The organism is Streptomyces sp. (assembly GCF_036566765.1).
Taxonomy (GTDB): domain Bacteria; phylum Actinomycetota; class Actinomycetes; order Streptomycetales; family Streptomycetaceae; genus Streptomyces.
In genome coordinates this window covers 1-18874 of the sequence record NZ_DATCVQ010000051.1, presented here as the reverse complement: position 1 = coordinate 18874, position 18874 = coordinate 1, and the positions used below count along the sequence as shown (strand labels likewise).

At 71.8% G+C, this 18874-nt stretch carries 18 protein-coding genes and 1 riboswitch; of the genes, 10 read left to right on the top strand and 8 right to left on the bottom strand.

Features of this window, described 5'->3' with window-relative positions; genetic code table 11:
* Positions 1 to 560, bottom strand: a 560-nt coding sequence (locus VIU94_RS02645; RefSeq protein WP_331907068.1) for a GNAT family N-acetyltransferase, incomplete at its 3' end; no start/stop codon positions are given.
* Between the two features lie 188 nt (positions 561 to 748).
* On the opposite strand from VIU94_RS02645, the gene VIU94_RS02640 reads away from it, so the two are divergent.
* Both VIU94_RS02640 and VIU94_RS02635 read left to right on the top strand, forming a co-directional pair.
* A complete protein-coding gene (locus VIU94_RS02640; RefSeq protein WP_331907066.1) occupies positions 749 to 2425 on the top strand; it encodes a hypothetical protein in 1677 nt (558 codons plus the stop codon).
* Positions 2415 to 4049, top strand: a complete 1635-nt coding sequence (locus VIU94_RS02635; protein WP_331907064.1) for a hypothetical protein — start codon at positions 2415 to 2417, stop codon at positions 4047 to 4049. Before VIU94_RS02640 ends, VIU94_RS02635 begins: the two co-directional genes overlap by 11 nt.
* A gap of 85 nt (positions 4050 to 4134) precedes the next feature.
* Here the strand turns inward: VIU94_RS02635 and groL are convergent, their stop codons facing one another.
* The 4 genes from groL to thrC all read right to left on the bottom strand — a co-directional run bounded on the left by groL (position 4135) and on the right by thrC (position 8351).
* Complete coding sequence (groL, locus tag VIU94_RS02630) at positions 4135 to 5757, bottom strand: chaperonin GroEL (protein ID WP_331907062.1); 1623 nt, start codon at positions 5755 to 5757, stop codon at positions 4135 to 4137.
* A 378-nt stretch (positions 5758 to 6135) separates the two neighbouring features.
* Entirely contained in the window at positions 6136 to 6339 is a 204-nt protein-coding gene (locus VIU94_RS02625) for a cold-shock protein (RefSeq protein WP_005315736.1), read from the bottom strand.
* A 405-nt stretch (positions 6340 to 6744) separates the two neighbouring features.
* Positions 6745 to 7023: a MoaD/ThiS family protein gene (locus VIU94_RS02620; RefSeq protein ID WP_331907060.1), complete on the bottom strand. Its 279-nt coding sequence runs from the start codon at positions 7021 to 7023 to the stop codon at positions 6745 to 6747.
* 29 nt (positions 7024 to 7052) lie between these two features.
* Positions 7053 to 8351 carry a threonine synthase gene (gene thrC / locus VIU94_RS02615; RefSeq protein ID WP_331907058.1) on the bottom strand — a complete coding sequence of 433 codons (1299 nt, stop codon included), beginning with the start codon at positions 8349 to 8351 and terminating at the stop codon, positions 7053 to 7055.
* Positions 8352 to 8368: 17 nt separating this feature from the next.
* Positions 8369 to 8518: riboswitch (SAM riboswitch) on the bottom strand.
* A 136-nt stretch (positions 8519 to 8654) separates the two neighbouring features.
* Here thrC and VIU94_RS02610 point away from each other — a divergent pair.
* The 3 genes from VIU94_RS02610 (at position 8655) to VIU94_RS02600 (ending at position 11294) form a co-directional block, all read left to right on the top strand.
* Positions 8655 to 9605 carry a glucosyl-3-phosphoglycerate synthase gene (locus VIU94_RS02610; protein WP_331907056.1) on the top strand — a complete coding sequence of 317 codons (951 nt, stop codon included), beginning with the start codon at positions 8655 to 8657 and terminating at the stop codon, positions 9603 to 9605.
* Positions 9606 to 9643: 38 nt separating this feature from the next.
* Positions 9644 to 9793: a hypothetical protein gene (locus VIU94_RS02605; protein WP_331907054.1), complete on the top strand. Its 150-nt coding sequence runs from the start codon at positions 9644 to 9646 to the stop codon at positions 9791 to 9793.
* A 121-nt stretch (positions 9794 to 9914) separates the two neighbouring features.
* Complete coding sequence (locus VIU94_RS02600; RefSeq protein WP_331907052.1) at positions 9915 to 11294, top strand: alpha,alpha-trehalose-phosphate synthase (UDP-forming); 1380 nt, start codon at positions 9915 to 9917, stop codon at positions 11292 to 11294.
* Positions 11295 to 11368: 74 nt separating this feature from the next.
* On the opposite strand, the gene otsB is transcribed toward VIU94_RS02600, so the two are convergent.
* The 3 genes from otsB to VIU94_RS02585 are packed head-to-tail and all read right to left on the bottom strand — an operon-like array spanning position 11369 to position 13824.
* The gene (gene otsB, locus VIU94_RS02595; protein WP_331907050.1) at positions 11369 to 12214 is read right to left on the bottom strand and encodes a trehalose-phosphatase; all 846 of its coding nucleotides are present in this window, start codon (positions 12212 to 12214) and stop codon (positions 11369 to 11371) included.
* A gap of 32 nt (positions 12215 to 12246) precedes the next feature.
* Positions 12247 to 12510, bottom strand: a complete 264-nt coding sequence (locus tag VIU94_RS02590; RefSeq protein WP_331907048.1) for a DUF3263 domain-containing protein — start codon at positions 12508 to 12510, stop codon at positions 12247 to 12249.
* Between the two features lie 45 nt (positions 12511 to 12555).
* Positions 12556 to 13824 (bottom strand): ABC transporter substrate-binding protein, encoded by a 1269-nt coding sequence (locus tag VIU94_RS02585; RefSeq protein WP_524540621.1) that lies wholly within the window; start codon positions 13822 to 13824, stop codon positions 12556 to 12558.
* 125 nt (positions 13825 to 13949) lie between these two features.
* Between VIU94_RS02585 and VIU94_RS02580 the strand changes: the two genes are divergently transcribed.
* The 5 genes from VIU94_RS02580 to VIU94_RS02560 all read left to right on the top strand — a co-directional run.
* Positions 13950 to 14840 carry an SIS domain-containing protein gene (locus VIU94_RS02580; protein WP_331907046.1) on the top strand — a complete coding sequence of 297 codons (891 nt, stop codon included), beginning with the start codon at positions 13950 to 13952 and terminating at the stop codon, positions 14838 to 14840.
* An 89-nt stretch (positions 14841 to 14929) separates the two neighbouring features.
* The gene (locus VIU94_RS02575) at positions 14930 to 15889 is read left to right on the top strand and encodes an ROK family protein (RefSeq protein ID WP_331907044.1); all 960 of its coding nucleotides are present in this window, start codon (positions 14930 to 14932) and stop codon (positions 15887 to 15889) included.
* A complete protein-coding gene (nagA, locus tag VIU94_RS02570; protein WP_331907042.1) occupies positions 15889 to 17073 on the top strand; it encodes an N-acetylglucosamine-6-phosphate deacetylase in 1185 nt (394 codons plus the stop codon). The genes VIU94_RS02575 and nagA overlap by 1 nt, the downstream gene beginning before the upstream one ends.
* Positions 17074 to 17200: 127 nt before the next feature.
* A complete protein-coding gene (locus VIU94_RS02565) occupies positions 17201 to 18127 on the top strand; it encodes a 1-phosphofructokinase family hexose kinase (RefSeq protein WP_331907040.1) in 927 nt (308 codons plus the stop codon).
* Positions 18128 to 18248: 121 nt separating this feature from the next.
* Positions 18249 to 18874, top strand: a 626-nt coding sequence (locus VIU94_RS02560; protein ID WP_331907038.1) for a class II fructose-bisphosphate aldolase, incomplete at its 3' end; no start/stop codon positions are given.

Sequence of the window (18874 nt, the reverse complement as noted above, 5' to 3'; positions counted from 1 at the left end):
CGCCCGTACAGCACCATGTCCCGCCGCTCCCCGCCGACTTCCTGCCAGGACCGCAGCAGCCCCTCGCGCGCGAACCCCGCGCGCTCCGCGGTCCGGCAGGAGGCGGTGTTCCAGGGCTCCACGAAGAGCTGGAGGCGCGGGATCCGCAGCTCCCGCTGTGCCCAGTCCGCGACCGCGATCAGCGCCGTGCCCGCCGCGCCCGCGCCCCGGCAGCGCGGGGAGATCCAGTACCCGAGGGTCCCCCGCCCGTCCGCGAGGTCGCGCAGCCAGAGGCCGACCGTGCCGACGGCGCGCGCGTCGGAGCGGCGCTCGACGACGAAGGGGTAGCCCTGGCCCTGCTCCGCCCGCGTCCACTGCCGGCGGACGAACGCCTCGCCCTCCGCCCGGCTGTACTCCGGCGGGACGGTGGTCGTGAGCGGGATGTACGGGTCGGTCGACGCCTCCCGTACGAGGGGGAGGTCGGCCATCTCCCAGCGCCGCAGCACGAACTCCTCGCCGGCCTGGGAGACCGCCGCGAGCCGCGGCACGACCAGCCCCTGGCCGTTCGAGTCCTCGTCCACCACACCTCCCGTCCGTCCTGCCGCCTCCCACCAGCATCGCGCACCCGCCCGGGAGCGGCACTCCCACCCGTCCCGGGGCCATATGAATGAACGCGTTCAACGCAGAGGCGCTATCGTGCTCCCACGCAGCCGCAAAGGATCAACGCGCGCTGCCTTACTGACCTGTGGGGGGTCCCTTGATGCGCTCAATGCGCACGCCGCCGCATGCCCTCGTGCGTGCCGCGGCCGTTTTCGTTCTGTCGGCGGGGGTCGCTGCTCCCGCCCTCGTCACGGCGCCCGCGGCCTACGCGGAGACCGCGACCGTCACACGCACCGCCACGCTCGACGACGGGCGGCTCGACATCGGGCTGCCGTTCAACGCGCTCTGGGTGAAGGTGAACGTCCTCGCGTCCACCGCCCCGGACGCCGCCGTGCTCGCGTCGACCGACGAGCTGTCGTGGCACGACTACGACTGGGTCACCGACAAGCGCGAGGGCTGGGCCACGGACGCGCCGATCCGGCTGCCCGAGGGCACGGCGTACGGCACGTACCCGGTCTCCGTGGAGTACCGGATGCCCGGCGGCACGGTGCAGCGCTGGACCGGCGGCTCGCTCGGCTACAAGCTGCACACGGGCGTCGCGAAGCTGTCGTTCGACCGCAGGAGCGTCGACTACGACCACCGTGACGTCGTCCTGTCGGGCACCGCCGTCACGTACGACCCGGCCACCGGCGTCCGTACGGCCGCCCGTGCGGGCACCCAGGTGAAGGTCGCCCTGGACACGAGCGGCCAAGGCGTGCCGAACCCGTCGGCCGTCGCCGTCACCGGTGCGGGCGGCGCCTTCTCGCTGCCGTTCACGCTGGGTGGGTCCGTCTATCGGGGCACCGCCTCGGTGGTGGAGCCGGCCGCCGACACCGACCCCGACGACGCCAAGTTCGTACCGAGCCTGCCCGTCGCGCCGACCCAGTACCGGATCACCGCGAGTCTCGACAAGCACCGCGTCTACTACGGCACCGACGTCAACGTCACCGGCCGCGTCGAGCGCCTGACGACGGACGGCTGGAAGCCGTTCGCCGGCGCGCCGGTCGTGTCGACGCCGCAGCAGCCCGACACAAGCGGACACACCGTGGACCGCCTCATGGGCGGGACCGCCGCCGCGGCCGACGGCACGTTCGCGTACCCGGCCAAGGGCACCTTCTCGACCCAGGTGTTCACGCACGTACGGCCGTCGCCGTTCCTCGCCGGCGCCCCGTACGCCCTCGGCGAGATCGCCGTCCCGCAGAAGTTCACCTTCACCAACCTCGCCATCACGCTCGACCCGTACGGCACTGTCCGCGCCACCGGCCGGATGACCGCCAACTGGTGCGGGGACGATCCGCTCGTCCTCCAGTACTCCCTTGACGGGCGGACCTGGAAGAGCCTCAAGTGGGGCAAGTCCGAGGGCGGCGCCGCCGGCTACTGCCCCTTCGACATCACCTCACCCGGCTATGTCCGCGCGTACTACCGCGTCGTCCACGCCGAGACCGACCAGTTCGTGACGGTCAACTCGACGCCGGTCTTCCTGACGCGCGTCCCGACCCGGTTCTCCGGGTTCCGGATCAGCCCCACCCGGCCGAACGTGAACGGCTCCATGACCGTCTCCGGCGCCGTGCAGAAGTACGTCGGCGGGGTCTGGAAGCCGGCGGCGGGCCAGTACGTGACGCTGTACTTCAAGCCGCGCGGCGAGAGCCAGTGGTACTGGGTGAAGCGGAACGTGAAGACCGCCGCCAACGGCGGGTTCAGCTTCACGGCCACCAACTACGGCGACGGGCACTGGGGGATGGCGACCCAGCCGCTCACCGGCTACTTCTACAGCGAGACGAATGCGGTGTACATCGATGCGCGCTGACCTCAGAGCCTCGCTGACCGCGGCCGCCACCGTGCTGGCCCTGACCGCCACCGCGGCGCCCGCCCTCGCGGAGGACCCGACGGTCGGCATCGGCCGGGCCGTCACCGGCCAGTACGACCGCGGCACGTTCCAGGTCACCGCCTGGACCGACGCGCCCGACAGCACGATCACCGCCGTTTCGGCCGTCATCCGCAAGGGCGACAAGACCATCGTCGAACTCCCTTCCCTGACCGAGCGGTCCTGGGCCAAGGGCGTCTTCGACCTGCCGCAGGACGCGCGGCTCAAGCTCACCGAGGACGGCGGACCGGTGCCCGAGCTCGGCCGGTACGCGATCGACGTCACCGCGACCGACAGCAAGGGCAACACGCTCACCCGAAAGGACGCGGGAGTCCTCGACTTCACCCTGAAGCCGGTCCTCTCCCTCGACCTCGGCGTCCCGTCGTGGAACGACCGGAACGTGCGCCCGACGGGCACCCTGAAGGGCGTTCAGCCCGGCTCCGGCGACGAGGTCGTCATCCCCGGCCGCTCGATCGACATCCAGCGGACCACCCCGACGGAGAGCCCGGTGCAGTCCGTCGTCACGTCGGACAGCGGCGCCTACGCGGGCGCGCCCTACCCCGTCACCGTCACGGGCGACACGTTCACGGCCCGGTTCTCCGAGGCCGGCGAGCAGGTCCACGGATCCGTCGTCGCCGAGCGCTCCTTCATGGAATGGAAGCCGCGCGCGGTCACCCTGACCGCCACCGCGGACAAGACCCGGGCCCTGCCCGGCGAGACCGTCACCGTCAAGGGCCGGCTGGTGGCGGCGGACGACAGCACCCCGCTCGCCGGCGAGAAGGTCCGTGTCTCGCTCGGCGAGCAGGGCAGCGAGTACGGCGGCGTCGTCACCACCGACGCGGACGGCGGCTTCACCGCGCGGCTCACCGGGACCCCGGCGATCCGGCTGAGCGGCTGGTCCGCCCGGCCCGTGGACGTCTTCCTCAGCGGCCGGGTGTCCGGCCCGCTGGCGATGCCGGAGGAGTCCAGGATCGAGGGGACGACGGCCACGCTCGGGGCCGACACGACGCTCACCCTCCGCGGCACCCTCCACAGCGTGTACGACCTCTCCCGCGGCTTCGGTGGGGAGCCGGTGCAGCTGGAGCGCTCGGCGGACGGCGTCACCGGCTGGACGAAGATCGCCTCCGCCACGGCGTACGACGGGGGCACGTTCACGCTCACCGCGCGCACGCTCGGCGGCTACTACCGGGCGCGCCACCTGACGACGGACGTCGCCGTCGAGAGCGTCGGGGCGGTCGTGCGGCTCAGCCGGACCCAGACCCGGATCATCTCGCTCAACGCCGCGCCCGAGCCGGTGCGCAAGGGCGCGGTCGTGACGGTCACCGGCGGGCTCCAGCAGTACGTGTCGGGCGCCTGGAAGCCGTACGGCGGGCAGGCGGTCGGGCTCTGGTTCCTACCGAAGGGCCAGACGACGTGGAGGCTGCTCGGCTCCTCGAAGTCGGCGACGAACGGCCTGTGCACCTTCCGGGTGCCGGCGACCGTGGACGGGCGCTACCTCATCCGGTACCTGGGTGACTCGGCGCACTTCAACTCCACGGCGACGCCGGACGACGTCGACGTGATCTGATCCGCTCGGACATGACGGAAGGGCGGCACCCCTCGCGGGGTGCCGCCCTTCGCGTACGAGCGGGAACTACCGAGCCTTAAGGGGCTCAGAAGTCCATGTCACCGCCCGGCATGCCGCCCGGAGCGGCCGCGCCGGCCTTCTCGGGCTTGTCGGCGATGACGGCCTCGGTGGTGAGGAACAGCGCGGCGATGGAGGCCGCGTTCTGCAGGGCAGAGCGGGTGACCTTCGCCGGGTCGATGATGCCCTCGGCGATCATGTCGACGTACTCGCCGGTCGCGGCGTTGAGGCCGTGACCGATCGGAAGGTTGCGCACCTTCTCGACGACGACGCCGCCCTCGAGACCACCGTTGACGGCGATCTGCTTGAGCGGGGCCTCCAGCGCGAGCTTCACGGCGTTGGCGCCGGTCGCCTCGTCGCCGTCGAGCTCCAGCTTCTCGAAGACCGCGGAGGCCTGCAGCAGGGCCACGCCGCCACCGGCGACGATGCCCTCCTCGACGGCCGCCTTCGCGTTGCGAACGGCGTCCTCGATGCGGTGCTTGCGCTCCTTGAGCTCGACCTCGGTCGCGGCGCCGGCCTTGATGACGGCCACGCCGCCGGCCAGCTTCGCGAGGCGCTCCTGGAGCTTCTCGCGGTCGTAGTCCGAGTCGGAGTTCTCGATCTCGGCGCGGATCTGGTTGACCCGACCGGCGACCTGGTCGCTGTCACCGGCGCCGTCGACGATGGTGGTCTCGTCCTTGGTGATGACGACCTTGCGGGCGCGGCCCAGCAGGTCCAGGCCGGCGTTCTCGAGCTTGAGGCCGACCTCCTCGGAGATGACCGTGCCGCCCGTGAGGATGGCGATGTCGTTCAGCATGGCCTTGCGGCGGTCGCCGAAGCCCGGGGCCTTGACGGCGACGGACTTGAAGGTGCCGCGGATCTTGTTGACGACCAGGGTCGACAGGGCCTCGCCCTCGACGTCCTCGGCGATGATCAGCAGCGGCTTGCCGGACTGCATGACCTTCTCCAGCAGCGGAAGGAGGTCCTTCACGTTGCTGACCTTGGAGTTGACGATCAGGATGTACGGGTCGTCGAGCGACGCCTCCATACGCTCCATGTCGGTGGCGAAGTACGCCGAGATGTAGCCCTTGTCGAAGCGCATGCCCTCGGTGAGCTCGAGCTCCAGACCGAAGGTCTGCGACTCCTCGACGGTGATGACGCCTTCCTTGCCGACCTTGTCCATCGCCTCGGCGATGAGCTCGCCGATCTGGGTGTCGGCGGCGGAGATGGAGGCCGTCGAAGCGATCTGCTCCTTGGTCTCGACATCCTTCGCCTGCTCGAGGAGGGCGCCGGAGACGGCCTCGACGGCCTTCTCGATGCCGCGCTTGAGGGCCATCGGGTTGGCGCCGGCGGCCACGTTGCGCAGGCCCTCGCGGACCAGGGCCTGGGCCAGAACGGTGGCGGTGGTCGTACCGTCGCCGGCGACGTCGTCCGTCTTCTTGGCGACTTCCTTGACCAGCTCGGCGCCGATCTTCTCGTACGGGTCCTCGAGCTCGATCTCCTTGGCGATGGAGACACCATCGTTGGTGATCGTGGGGGCGCCCCACTTCTTCTCGAGGACGACGTTGCGACCCTTGGGGCCGAGGGTGACCTTGACGGCGTCAGCGAGCTGGTTCATGCCGCGCTCGAGACCGCGCCGGGCCTCCTCGTCGAACGCGATGATCTTGGCCATGTGAAGTGGTCCTCCCGGACATGGGGTGGATAACGCTCCAGGACCGCGCCGACGCCCGCGACGGACGGTCTGCGCGCCGTGCGGTTCCTTGCCCCGCCCGGCCTGCGGACCTCGTCTGCCCGATCCTCGTAAGCACTCTCACTGGGAGAGTGCTAACGCCAATGATTAGCACTCGACCCAGGAGAGTGCAAGGCCGTCCCGAAGGGACGTCGGATGAGGAGTGGTGGTCGGGCGACGGGAGGGGGCAAGCGCCTCTCGGGGATCGGGCGGGCTGTCGCCAGGGGGGTGCGGCGGCTCCCGGACACGCGCGAGGGGCCCGCATCCGGTCAGGATGCGGGCCCCTCGACGGAAGTGCGTCGGTGGCCGATCGCGCCGCGGTCAGACGGCGAGCTTGACCATGTCCGCCTGCGGACCCTTCTGGCCCTGCGAGATCTCGAACTCGACCCGCTGACCCTCTTCAAGGGTGCGGTAGCCGTCCATCTGGATCGCGCTGTAGTGGACGAAAACATCCGCACCACCGTCGACCGCGATGAAGCCGTAGCCCTTCTCCGCGTTGAACCACTTGACGGTGCCCTGAGCCATGCCTAACTCCCCTATTACTGGCCCTTGCGCGGGACCGCACTTCGCGGACCCGGGTCAGACCCTGCGCCGGAACGCGTCGACCGCGGCTGAATGTATCTGCCCAACTGCCCTCTGCAACAGGTCAATCGGGCGAGAATTCTGGGCGCTTAAGAAAGGAGAATTAGGGAGAATCCCTTGAGTTCCGGGGCAAGTCGGGCCCGGCAAAGGTCGCAAAAAGTACACAACACGCGAGCACTTTGGCTGCTTCTTGTCGCGTGCGGGCGCATTCTCATATGCGCATGGCACGGGCAGCGGAGGGGACTTCCCCAACTCTACCGCGCTCAACCATGCAGAATTGCCCCCTCCGCTTCTCGGCGGAGAGGGCAATTCGGATACCGCGGGTAACGCGCGAACCGCGCGATCGGCTCAGCAGCCGCCGGCGACGGCCGGGATGATCGACACGCCCGCGCCGTCCGGCGTCGACGTCTCCAGGCCCTGCTCGAAGCGCACGTCGTCGTCGTTGACGTACACGTTGACGAAGCGGCGCAGCTTGCCCTGGTCGTCCAGGACGCGGGCGGCGATGCCCGTGTGGTTCTTCTCCAGGTCCGCGATGACCTCGGCGAGGGTCGCGCCCTGCGCCTGGACCTCGGACTGGCCGCCCGTGTAGGTGCGGAGGATGGTGGGGATGCGGACGTTGACGCTCATGCTTCTACCTTTCAGTCAGCTCAGTCGGCTCAGTTGGCCAGGCCGGCGTCGCGGAACGCGTCCAGGCTCGGGCGGATGGTCGCGGTCGCCTGAGAGGTCTCGGCCACCGCGTCCAGAGTCTTGAGGCCGTCGCCGGTGTTGAGGACCACCGTCGTCAGGGTCGGGTCGAGGAGACCGTCCTCGATCAGCTTCTTCGTCACGCCGACGGTCACGCCGCCCGCGGTCTCCGCGAAGATGCCCTCGGTCCGGGCGAGCAGCTTGATGGCGTCCACCACCTGCTCGTCGGTCACGTCCTCCACCGCACCGCCGGTGCGGCGGGCGATGTCCAGGACGTACGGGCCGTCGGCCGGGTTGCCGATGGCCAGCGACTTGGCGATGGTGTTCGGCTTCTGCGGGCGGACCACGTCGTGACCGGCCTTGAAGGCGGCCGACACCGGGGAGCAGCCCTCGGCCTGGGCGCCGAAGATCTTGTACGGCTTGTCCTCGACGAGGCCCAGCTTGATGAGCTCCTGCAGGCCCTTGTCGATCTTCGTGAGCTGCGAGCCGGAGGCGATCGGGATGACGATCTGGTCGGGCAGCCGCCAGCCGAGCTGCTCGCAGATCTCGTACGCCAGCGTCTTGGAGCCCTCGCCGTAGTACGGCCGCAGGTTGACGTTGACGAAGCCCCAGCCCTCGCCCAGCGGGTCGCCGATGAGCTCGGAGCAGAAGCGGTTCACGTCGTCGTAGTTGCCCTCGATGCCGACGAGCTCGCCGCCGTACACCGCGGCCATGACGACCTTGCCCTGCTCCAGGTCGTGCGGGATGAACACGCAGGAGCGGAAGCCGGCGCGGGCGGCCGCGGCGCCGACGGCGCCGGCCAGGTTGCCGGTGGAGGAGCAGGACAGGGTGGTGAAGCCGAAGGCGCGGGCGGCCTCCAGGGCCTGCGCGACGACGCGGTCCTTGAAGGAGTGCGTCGGGTTTCCGGAGTCGTCCTTGACGAAGAGCTTGCCCGGCTCGACGCCGAGTTCGCGGGCGAGGTTGTCGGCCTGGACGAGCTTGGTCCAGCCCGGGTTCAGGTTCGGCTTGTCGGCGACGTCGGCGGGGACGGGCAGCAGCGGGGCGTAGCGCCAGATGTTGGCGGGGCCGGCCTCGATCTGCTTGCGCAGTGCCTCGGGGTCGCCGGTGGGAAGGTCGTACGCGACTTCGAGCGGGCCGAAACAGAGCTCGCAGGCGAAGATCGGGCCGAGCGCGAACCGCTCGCCGCACTCACGACAGGAAAGGCCGGACGCGGGGCCGAGATCGACTGCGTTCTCGGCGTTCGGGGTGTGTGCAACCGTCTGTACAGCCATGGAGGGGAGGCCCTTTCTCCTCATCTTCCTCATGGCGCATTTCGCCATGAGACGGATTTGGCACCTTCCCTAGCCGGGAGCCTCAGTGCCGCGCGACGCGGACGAGACCGGCTGGAGGGTTGCCGGGGCTTCAACGGGCCGTATCCCTCTGCCCCTCTGGATGAGCGGTATTCGATTGTGGGACGCGGTCGGGACCCCGACATGCATCGGGCCTCCGCGTTGTTCAAGACTGTAACCGAAGGCAAGGACGCTTGAGATAGTCGTCCGAACCGCGAGATGGATCACAACTGGGGAGTAACGGACGTGCTGGAAGAAGTGGAGCGCTGGCTAGGGCGGCGCTCCTGGTCGGTGGCCGATCGTCCGCTCGACCAGATCCTGGCGGCCAAGCGCGGGACGACGGTGAGCGTCGTGCTGCCGGCGCTCGACGAGGAGGCGACGGTCGGGGACATCGTCTCGGTGATCCGGCGCGAGCTGATGTCGGAGGCGGTCCCGCTCGTCGACGAGCTGGTGGTGATCGACTCCGGGTCCACGGACCGAACGGCGGAGGTGGCCGCGGCGGCGGGCGCGCGCGTGGTGGCGCGGGACGAGGTGCTGCCCCGGATCCCGGCCGTGCCGGGCAAGGGCGAGGTGCTGTGGCGGTCGCTGATGGCGACCAGCGGCGACGTCGTGTGCTTCGTCGACGCGGACCTGCGGGACTTCTCGGCGGACTTCGTCACGGGGATCGTCGGCCCGCTGCTGACCGATCCGGACGTGGACTTCGTCAAGGCGATGTACGACCGGCCGCTCGGGGACACGCCGGGGCAGGGGGGCCGGGTGACGGAGCTGGTGGCGCGGCCGCTGCTCAACCTGCACTGGCCGCTGCTGGCCGGCTTCGTGCAGCCGCTCGGCGGCGAGTACGCGGCCCGGCGCTCGCTCCTGGAGCGGCTGCCGTTCCCGGTCGGGTACGGGGTGGAGCTCGGGCTCCTGGTGGACGCGCTGCACACGGTGGGCCTGGACGCGCTGGCGCAGGTGGACGTGGGGGTGCGCAAGCACCGGCACCAGAGCGGGCAGGCGCTGGGCCGGATGGCGGCGGCGATCTACCGGACCGCGCAGGTCCGGCTGTCGCGCGGGCATCTGGTGCGGCCGTGGCTGACCCAGTTCGAGCGGGACGAGGAGGGCGGCACGGGCTTCGTGCCGCGGACGTACCCGGTCGACACGGAGGAGCGGCCGCCGATGGCGGAGATCGCGGAGTACGCGCGGCGCCGCGTGGCGTGACGGCGGACGGTTTCGCGCCCTGGCTAGATTTCCGTTTCATGCGGTTTGCATGGTTGACGCAGGGGACGCACGTGCTGGCGGCAGGCGCGCACGGCGAGCGACTGTGGCTGCTCGGCGGGCTGGTGCTGGCGCTGAGCGGGACGGGCGCCGTGGCCAGGGCGGCACTACGCGGCCGGCGCGACCGCTGACCCATCCTCGCCATGCCGGCCGACCCTCGTCACGCCGACCCGTCCTCGCCGTGGTGACTGATCCTCGCCATGATCTCCGGCCGTACGTTTGAGCGGATACCGGACGGGCTAGGTTCGGCACATGGCTTCTGTTCTCGTCGCCTCCAACCGTGGTCCGGTCACCTATGTCCTGCGGGACGACGGCGCGCTCGACGCCCGGCGGGGCGGCGGCGGGCTGGTGTCCGGGTTGAGCGCGGTCTCCGCCGAGGACAGCCTGTGGGTGTGCGCGGCGCTCGGTGAGGGCGACCGCGAGGCGGTCCGGCGGGGCGTCGGCGAGCCGGGCGTGCGGATGCTGGACATCGACCCGGCGGTGCACGCGGACGCGTACAACGGGATCGCGAACTCGGTGCTGTGGTTCGTCCACCATCTGCTGTTCCAGACGCCGCTGGAGCCGACCTTCGACGCGGAGTTCCGCCGGCAGTGGGCGTCGTACGAGGCGTACAACCGGGCCTTCGCCGAGGCGCTGGCCGCCGAGGCGGCGACCGGGGCCTGCGTCCTGGTGCAGGACTACCACCTGGCGCTGGTGCCGGGGATGCTCCGCGCGCTCCGCCCGGACCTGCGGATCGGCCATTTCTCGCACACCCCGTGGGCGCCGCCCGAGTACTTCCGGATGCTGCCGGACGACATCGCGGAGCAGCTGTTGCGCGGGATGCTCGGCGCGGACCGGCTCGGCTTCCTGACCCGGCGCTGGGCGGACGCGTTCGCGGCCTGCTGCGAGGCGGTCGTGGGCGGCACGGGCGGCACGGAGCTGGGGGTGCACGGCCTGGGCGCGGACGCGGACTTCCTGCGGGAGCGCTCGCACCGGCCCGACGTGGAGTCGGCGATGGCGGCGCTGCGGGAGCAGATCGGCGAGGGCCGCCAGGCGATCGTCAGGGTGGACCGCACGGAGCTGTCGAAGAACATCGTGCGCGGCATGCACGCGTACCGGCATCTGCTGGAGACCCGACCCGAGCTGCGCGGCCGGGTGGTGCACGTGGCGTTCGCCTACCCCTCGCGGCAGGACCTGGCGGTCTACCGGGACTACACGGCGGAGGTCGCCCGGGTGGCCGAGGAGATCAACGCGCGGTACGGCTCGGCGGACTGGACGCCGGTGGTGCTGCACGTCAAGGACGACTTCGCCCGCTCGCTCGCCGCCTACCGGCTGGCCGACGTGGCGCTGGTGAACCCGATCAGGGACGGCATGAACCTGGTCGCCAAGGAAGTCCCGGTGGTCTCCGACGAGGGCTGCGTCCTGGTCCTGTCGCGGGAGGCGGGGGCGTTCGAGGAGCTGAGCGAGGACGTTCTTGCGGTGAACCCGTACGACGTGACGGGGACGGCCGACGCGCTGGAGCGGGCCCTGTCGATGGGCCGCGCGGAGCGCGCGGAGCGCACCAAGCGCCTGGCCGCGGCGGCGACGGCCTTGCCGCCGCAGCTGTGGTTCCGCGACCAGCTGGAGGCGCTGCGGGCGCTGCCCGGCGCGTAAGGCCGTCCGGCTGCTCTTACCCGGGCGGCGGCTCTCAGCCGGCCGTCCGCCCGCGCCAACCCGGGCGGCGGCTCTCAGTCGGCCGTCCGTACCGCCTCGGCGAGTGCGGCCAGGAAGGACACCACCGCGGACGGGCCGGGCACCGACAGGTCGGCCCGTTCCGCCAGTTCCGGGACCTCCGTCGAGCCGCTGCACACCAGCAGGCCGGGGACGCCGTTCGAGCGGAGCTTCTCCACGGCGGCGAAGGCGGGCAGGTCGCCCAGGTCGTCGCCCGCGTACAGCACGGCCTCCGCGCCGCTCTCGCGGACGTACTCCGCCAGCGCCTTGCCCTTGTCCATGCCGGGCGGGCGCAGCTCCAGGACCATCCGGCCCGGCTCCAGGACCAGGCCGTGGCGCGCGGCCAGCTCGCCGAGCGGGCCCTTCAGCGCCTCGAACGCGCCCTCCGGGTCGGTCGCGCGCCGGGTGTGCACGGCGACCGCGCGGCCCTTCTCCTCGATCCACGTGCCGGGCCACGCCCCGACTCCGTCCAGGAAGCCGGGCAGCTCGGCCCGGACCGCGGCGACGCCCGGGGGCACGGCGGCCGCGTGGACGGTCCCGGTGACGGCGTCCCAGCGCTCGGCGCCGTAGTGGCCGAGGACGACGAGATGCTCCAGGCCGGGGACCCCGGCGAAGCCGCCGTGGCGGACCGCGACGCCGGCCGGCCGACCGGTGATCACGGCCACCGAGGCGACCTGCGGGGCCAGCGCGGAGAGGGCGGGCACCGCGCCGGGGTGGGCGCGGGCCTGCTCGGGGTCGGGGACGATCTCGGCGAGCGTCCCGTCGAAGTCGAGGGCGACGACGGCCTTGGCGGGACGCGCGAGAAGCGCGGCCAGGCCGTCGCGGCCGGCGGAGGTGGTCGGGTGCGGCAGGCTGCTGACCATGCCCACGACCCTACCGACGCTCCGCGTCCGCGTCAGCGTCGCTGCTCACGTTCGGCGCGGACCCGCCGCAGCCGGTTGACCGTGACGGGGTCGTGGGCGAGGGCGCGCGGGTCGTCGAGCAGCGCGTTGAGCAGCTGGTAGTACCGGACCGGGGAGAGCCCGAGCTGTTCGCGCACGGCGCGCTCCTTGGCGCCGGGTCCCGGCCAGGAACGGCGCTCGACGGCGAGCACGGCGCGCTCCCGCTCGCCGAGCGCGCGCTCGGGTTCCGCGTCCCCACCCTCTGGTTCGTCGTTCATACGACCAACCTATTCGGCGTCCCTACTCGGCGTCCTCGGCGGTCGTCACTCGGCGTCCTCGGCGGTCGTCGCCTCGCGGCCGATCGTTCCGAGCACGCCGGCGGGCGAGCCGGCCGGGTCGACGGCCTTGCCGATCTTCTTCTTGACGTTCTCGCTGACCTGCGCCCAGGAGGTCTTGCCGACCGGGTAGAGCCGCGAGTGAGGCAGCGCCTGGAGGAAGGGCGCGAGGGCGGCGTGCTCCGGGTTCGACTCCATCGCGTAGGAGGCGCTGACGGTGACCGGCAGGAGGTCGTTGTCCCCGGCGAACTTCAGCACGTTCTCGTCGCTGAAGACGAAGTTGAGGAACGAGCCGATCTCCTTGCGGTGGTCGTTCTGCTTGAAGCCCATGATCCAGTCGGCGACGCCCATGCTCGCCTGGGCCGCCCCGTCGCGGCCGGGCAGCGGGACCATCCCGATCTCGACGCCCTGCTTGGCGGCCTCCTGCATCAGCGACGGGTGGCCGTTGAGCATGCCGACCTCGCCGCGCGCGAAGGCGGCGAACGCGGCCTTGCGGTTGAGCTTGCCGGGGGCGACGGGGCCGGTGAGGCCGGGATCGACCAGCTCGGTGCGCAGCCACTGGAAGGTACGGATGTTCGACTCGGAGTCGATCACGTAGCGGGCGGAGTCGTCGGTGTAGCCGTCGCCGCCGGCGAGCAGCCACATCATGGTCTCGGCCTGGGCCTCCTCCGGCCCGAGCGGCAGAGCGAAGGGGTACGCGACCTTCTCCCGCTTCAGCTTCCGCGCGGCGGCGGCGAGCTCGCCCCAGGTGGTCGGGGCCTTTTCGATCCCGGCGTCGGCGAAGAGCTTCTTGTTGTAGAAGAGCAGCCGGGTGGAGGCGACGAACGGCATGCCGTACTGGACGCGATTCATCTCGCCCGCGGAGATCAGCGGGGCGAGGAAGTTCGCCTGGACGGGGACGGAGAGCAGCTCGTCGGCGGAGTAGAGGTCGCCGGCGGCGGCGTAGTCGGCGTACGCGCCGATCTGGGCGATGTCGGGGGCCTGGCCGGCGTCGACCAGCTCGGCGACCTTGCGGTCGACGTCGTCCCAGGACTCGATCTGGACATCGATGTCAACGCCCGGGTGATCGGCCTCGTACGCGGCGGTGAGCTCGGCCCAGTACTTCTCGGTGGAGTCGCCGCCGGTCAGGTCGTAGTCGGCGGCGACCAGCTTGAGGGTGACGTCGCCGTCCCCGCCGGTCACCCCGCAGCCGGCGAGCACGGCGGTCATGCCCAGCGCGGCGATCGTCGAGGTCAGTCCGAGAAATCGCCGCTGCACAGCGTTAACCCACCTTTGGTTCGTCGTTGAACCGCGATTTTCCCCCATAGAAAGGCATGAGGTCTACACCACTCGGGTATCGCTTCCGCAACGCGCGTTTCACTCACCTCGAGGAGCAGACTCGTATGTCCCGTACCGCAGCCGAGATCGCCACCCAGCCCGCCTGTTGGCGCCGAGCGGCTCAGGCCGCGGCGTCGTTCGAGGGCCTGCCGCAGCCGGGCGAGCGGGTCGCCGTGACGGGCTGCGGCACGTCGTGGTTCATGGCGATCGCGTACGCCGCGCTGCGGGAGGCGGCGGGGCTGGGCGAGACGGACGCGTTCGCGTCGTCGGAGTTCCCGGCGGGGCGCTCGTACGACCGGGTCGTCGCGATCACTCGATCGGGCACGACGACGGAGGTTTTGGAGCTGCTGTACGCGCTCAAGGGCAAGGTGCCGACGGTGGCGCTGACGGCGGACCCGAAGACGCCGGTGATGGACGCGGCGGACGCGGTGGCGGTGCTGGACTGGGCGGACGAGGAGTCGGTGGTCCAAACCCGCTTCGCGACGACGGCCCTGGCGTTCCTGCGCGCCGGCCTGGGCGACGTACCGGGCCTGAAGCCGGTCGAGAAGGCCGCGCTGGACGCGGAACTGGCGGTGGACGAACCCCTGCCGGAGGCGCTGGCAGCGGCGGAACAGTGGACCTTCCTGGGCCGAGGCTGGACGTACGGCCTGGCCCTGGAGGCCGCCCTGAAGATGCGCGAGGCAGCAGGCGCCTGGACGGAGGCGTACCCGGCCATGGAGTACCGCCACGGCCCCATCTCCATCACGGCCCCCGGCCGCGTGACCTGGATCTTCGGCGCGCCCCCGGAGGGCCTGGCCGCCGACGTGACCGGCGTGGGCGGCACCCTGATCACCTCACCGGCAGACCCCATGGCCGACCTGATCCGAGCCCAACGCCTGGCGGTGACCCTGGCCGAATCCCAGGGACAGGACCCGGACCGCCCGCGGAATCTGACGCGCAGCGTGATCTTGGGCTGAGGGGCGCCGGCCGGGGATTTGTATGGGCGCGCAACAATCTCGGGCAGTGGACTAGACCTGTTGGGGGGCGACGGGTCAGACTGTCACCCGTGAGACACGTCATCGCCCTCGATGTGGGCGGCACCGGCATGAAGGCCGCCCTCGTCGGGGCGGACGGGGCACTGCTGCACGAGGCCCGGCGGGCCACCGGGCGCGAGCGCGGGGCCGAGGCCGTCGTCGAGACGATCCTCGGCTTCGCCGAGGAGCTGCGCGCGCTCGGCGAGGAGCGGTACGGACAGCCCGCCTCCGCCGCCGGCCTCGCCGTCCCCGGCATCGTCGACGCCGACCGCGGCATCGCCGTCTACGCCGCCAACCTCGGCTGGCGCGACGTCCCCCTGCGCGCCCTGCTCAGCGCGCGCCTCGACGGCATCCCCGTCGCCCTCGGCCACGACGTCCGCACCGGCGGCCTCGCCGAGGGCCGCATCGGCGCCGGCAACGGTGCGGACCGGTTCCTCTTCGTCCCCCTCGGCACCGGCATCGCCGGCGCCATCGGCATAGGCGACCGCATCGAGGCCGGCGCCCACGGCTACGCCGGCGAGATCGGCCACATCGTCGTCCGCCCCGGCGGCGCCGACTGCGGCTGCGGCCAGCGCGGCTGCCTTGAGCGGTACGCCTCCGCCTCCGCCCTCTCCCACGCGTGGGCCGCCGCCTCCGGCGACCCCGACGCCGACGCCGCCGACTGCGCCAAGGCCGTCGAGTCCGGCGACCCGGCCGCCGCCCGCGTCTGGCAGACCGCCGTCGACGCCCTCGCCGACGGCCTCGTCACCGCGCTCACCCTGCTGGACCCCCGCACGCTCATCATCGGTGGCGGGCTCGCCGAGGCGGGGGAAACCTTGTTCACACCCCTCCGGGCAGCCGTGGAGGAGCGCGTGACCTTCCAGAAGCTGCCCGCCATCGTCCCGGCGGCCCTCGGGGACACCGCCGGCTGCCTGGGCGCCGGCCTCCTCGCCTGGGACCTGCTCACCCACGAAGCCCCCCAGACCCCCCACGACCCGGAGGTATCCGCCTGATGGCCGATCGCAAGGTTCTCGCCGGCGCACGAGTCGTGCTGCCGACCGGGATCGTCGAGAACGGACGCGTGATCGTCGAAGGCGGCCGCATCGCGGATGGGGGTACCTCCCTGCTCGATCGAAGCCGAGAGCTTGGGGGAACGCACGCCGAGACCCCCACCGTCGACCTCTCCGGCCACTGGCTCGTCCCCGGCTTCGTCGACCTCCACAACCACGGCGGCGGCGGCGCGTCCTTCACCTCCGGCACCGTCGACGACGTCCTCAAGGGCGTCCACACCCACCGCCTGCACGGCACGACCACCGTCGTCGCCTCCTTCGTCACCGGCGACATGGACTTCCTCACCCAGCGCGCCGGCCTGCTCTCCGAGCTCGCCGAGCAGGGCGACCTCGCCGGCATCCACTTCGAGGGCCCGTTCATCTCCCCCTGCCGCAAGGGCGCCCACGACGAGACCCTGCTGCGCGACCCCGACCCCGCCGAGGTCCGCAAGCTGATCGACGCGGCCCGCGGCCGGGCCAAGATGGTCACCCTCGCCACCGAGCTGCCCGGCGGCCTCGACTCCGTACGGCTCCTCGCCGAGCACGGCGTCATCGCCGCCATCGGCCACACCGACGCCACGTACGAGCAGACCGTCGAGGCCATCGACGCCGGCGCCACCGTCGCCACGCACCTCTACAACGCCATGCCCGGCCTCGGCCACCGCGCCCCCGGCCCGATCGCCGCCCTCCTGGAGGACGAGCGGATCACCGTCGAGCTCATCAACGACGGCACCCACCTCCACCCCGCCGCCCTGGAGCTGGCGTTCCATCACGCGGGCCCGGAGCGGGTCGCGTTCATCACCGACGCGATGGACGCCGCAGGCTTCGGCGATGGCCGCTACATGCTCGGCCCCCTGGAAGTCGAGGTGAAGGACAGCGTCGCGCGGCTCGTCGAGGGCGGCTCGATCGCCGGCTCGACGCTCACCCTCGACCGCGCCTTCAAGCGTGCCGCGACGATCGACAAGCTCCCCGTCGAGTCGATCGTGCAGGCGATCTCCGCCAACCCGGCCCGCCTGCTCGGCATGTACGACCGGGTCGGCTCCCTCCAACCCGGCAAGGACGCCGACCTCGTCGTCCTCGACGAGGACTTCGAGCTCAAGGGCGTGATGCGCGGCGGCGTGTGGGTGGTTGACCCCCAACTGGGGTGATTTCACCATCATTTGACTCAAAGGCGGTTGGTTCAGGGTCTGGGCCAACCGCCTTCTCTTTGGCATGATCAGGGCGCGAACGAGCTTCCGGACAGGACGGCAAGCGCTTACCAGGGGGGTGCGGCAGGTGATTCTCACGGTCACCCTCAACACCGCGCTCGATCTGACGTACCGCGTCCCCGCGTTGACCCCGCACGCCTCGCACCGCGTCACCCACGTCCTCGAACGGCCCGGCGGCAAGGGCGTCAACGTCGCCCGCGTGCTGGGCGAGCTGGGGTACGACACCGTCGTCACCGGTTTCGCCGGCGGGCCCAACGGCGCGGTCCTGCGCAATCTGCTCGCCCGCTGCCCGGTCCGTGACGCGCTCGTCCCGATCAGCGGCAACACGCGTCGTACGCTCGCCGTCGTCGACGCCACGACCGGCGACACCACCCAGCTGAACGAGCCCGGCCCCGCCGTCACGCCCGAGGAGTGGTCCGCCTTCCTCAACCGGTACGGCGAACTCCTGCCCGCAGCCGATGCGGTGGCCCTGTGCGGCAGCCTGCCGCCGGGCATCCACGTGGGCGCGTACGCGGAGCTGATACGCACGGCCCGAGGCGCGGGGGTCCCCGTACTGCTGGACACCAGCGGCGAACCGCTGCGACGCGGGATCGCGGCCCGCCCGGACATCGTGAAGCCCAACACCGACGAGCTGGCCCAGCTCACCGGCGCCCGCGAACCCCAGCGCGCCGCGCGCGACGCGCGCCGCCGGGGCGCGCACACGGTCGTCGCCTCCCTCGGCCCGGACGGCCTCCTCGCAGTCACCCCGACCGGCCTCTGGCAGGCCACCCCGCCGACGACGGTCAAGGGCAACCCGACGGGCGCCGGCGACGCCGCGGTAGCCGGCCTCCTCTCGGCCCTCGTCGACCAACTCCCCTGGCCCGACCGCCTGACCCGCGCGGTCGCCCTGTCCACGGCGACGGTCCTCTCCCCGGTCGCCGGCGAATTCGACAAGGAGACGTACGAGAGCCTCCTGCAAGAGGTATCGGTAGAGGCCCGAGCGCCGGCGGCGTGACCGCCCCACGTCGCGGGCATGCGTTCCTCCCCCGGACTTCGTCCGGGGGACCCCCAGGGCGGAACGTATGCCCACAACGGAGTGGGCGACCACCCGACACAAGACGCCAGGAGCCAACCCCATGCCCCTCGTCCGAACCGCCGATCTCGTCGCCACCGCCCGCTCCGCCCGCCACGGCCTCGCCGCGTTCAACGTCATCACGCTCGAGCACGCCGAGGCCGTCGCCGCCGGCGCCGAGCAGGCCGGCGTGGCCGCGGTCCTGCAGGTGTCCGAGAACGCCGTGAAGTTCCACGGCGGCCGCCTCGCCCCCCTCGCCGCCGCCGCGAGCGCCGTCGCCCGCGCCTCCTCCGCCCCGCTCGCGCTCCACCTCGACCACGTCGTCTCCGTCGAACTGCTGCGGCAGGCGCACGCCGAGGGGTTCGGCAGCGTCATGTTCGACGCGTCGAAGCTGAGTTACGGGGACAACGTCAAGGCCACCGCCGACGCGGTCCGTTGGGGCCACGAGCGCGGGGTCTGGGTCGAGGCCGAGCTCGGCCGGGTCGGCGGGAAGGAGGGCGAGGCCCCGCTCGACGCCCACGCGCCCGGCGTGCGCACGGACCCGGCGGAGGCCGCCGCGTACGTCGCCGACACCGGCGTCGACGCGCTCGCCGTCGCCGTCGGCTCCTCGCACGCGATGACCGAGCGCACCGCCACCCTCGACCACGGCCTGATCACCGCCCTGCGGGACGCCGTCCCCGTCCCGCTCGT

Coding starts and splice junctions, on each gene's coding strand:
- groL (WP_331907062.1), bottom strand. CDS start 5,757: ATGGCCAAGATCATCGCGTTCGACGAGGAGGCCCGGCGCGGTCTCGAG.
- VIU94_RS02620 (WP_331907060.1), bottom strand. CDS start 7,023: ATGAGCGTCAACGTCCGCATCCCCACCATCCTCCGCACCTACACGGGC.
- VIU94_RS02605 (WP_331907054.1), top strand. CDS start 9,644: ATGCGGTTTGCATGGTTGACGCAGGGGACGCACGTGCTGGCGGCAGGC.
- VIU94_RS02635 (WP_331907064.1), top strand. CDS start 2,415: ATGCGCGCTGACCTCAGAGCCTCGCTGACCGCGGCCGCCACCGTGCTG.
- VIU94_RS02625 (WP_005315736.1), bottom strand. CDS start 6,339: ATGGCTCAGGGCACCGTCAAGTGGTTCAACGCGGAGAAGGGCTACGGC.
- thrC (WP_331907058.1), bottom strand. CDS start 8,351: ATGGCTGTACAGACGGTTGCACACACCCCGAACGCCGAGAACGCAGTC.
- VIU94_RS02590 (WP_331907048.1), bottom strand. CDS start 12,510: ATGAACGACGAACCAGAGGGTGGGGACGCGGAACCCGAGCGCGCGCTC.
- otsB (WP_331907050.1), bottom strand. CDS start 12,214: ATGGTCAGCAGCCTGCCGCACCCGACCACCTCCGCCGGCCGCGACGGC.
- VIU94_RS02640 (WP_331907066.1), top strand. CDS start 749: ATGCGCACGCCGCCGCATGCCCTCGTGCGTGCCGCGGCCGTTTTCGTT.
- VIU94_RS02580 (WP_331907046.1), top strand. CDS start 13,950: ATGTCCCGTACCGCAGCCGAGATCGCCACCCAGCCCGCCTGTTGGCGC.
- nagA (WP_331907042.1), top strand. CDS start 15,889: ATGGCCGATCGCAAGGTTCTCGCCGGCGCACGAGTCGTGCTGCCGACC.
- VIU94_RS02600 (WP_331907052.1), top strand. CDS start 9,915: ATGGCTTCTGTTCTCGTCGCCTCCAACCGTGGTCCGGTCACCTATGTC.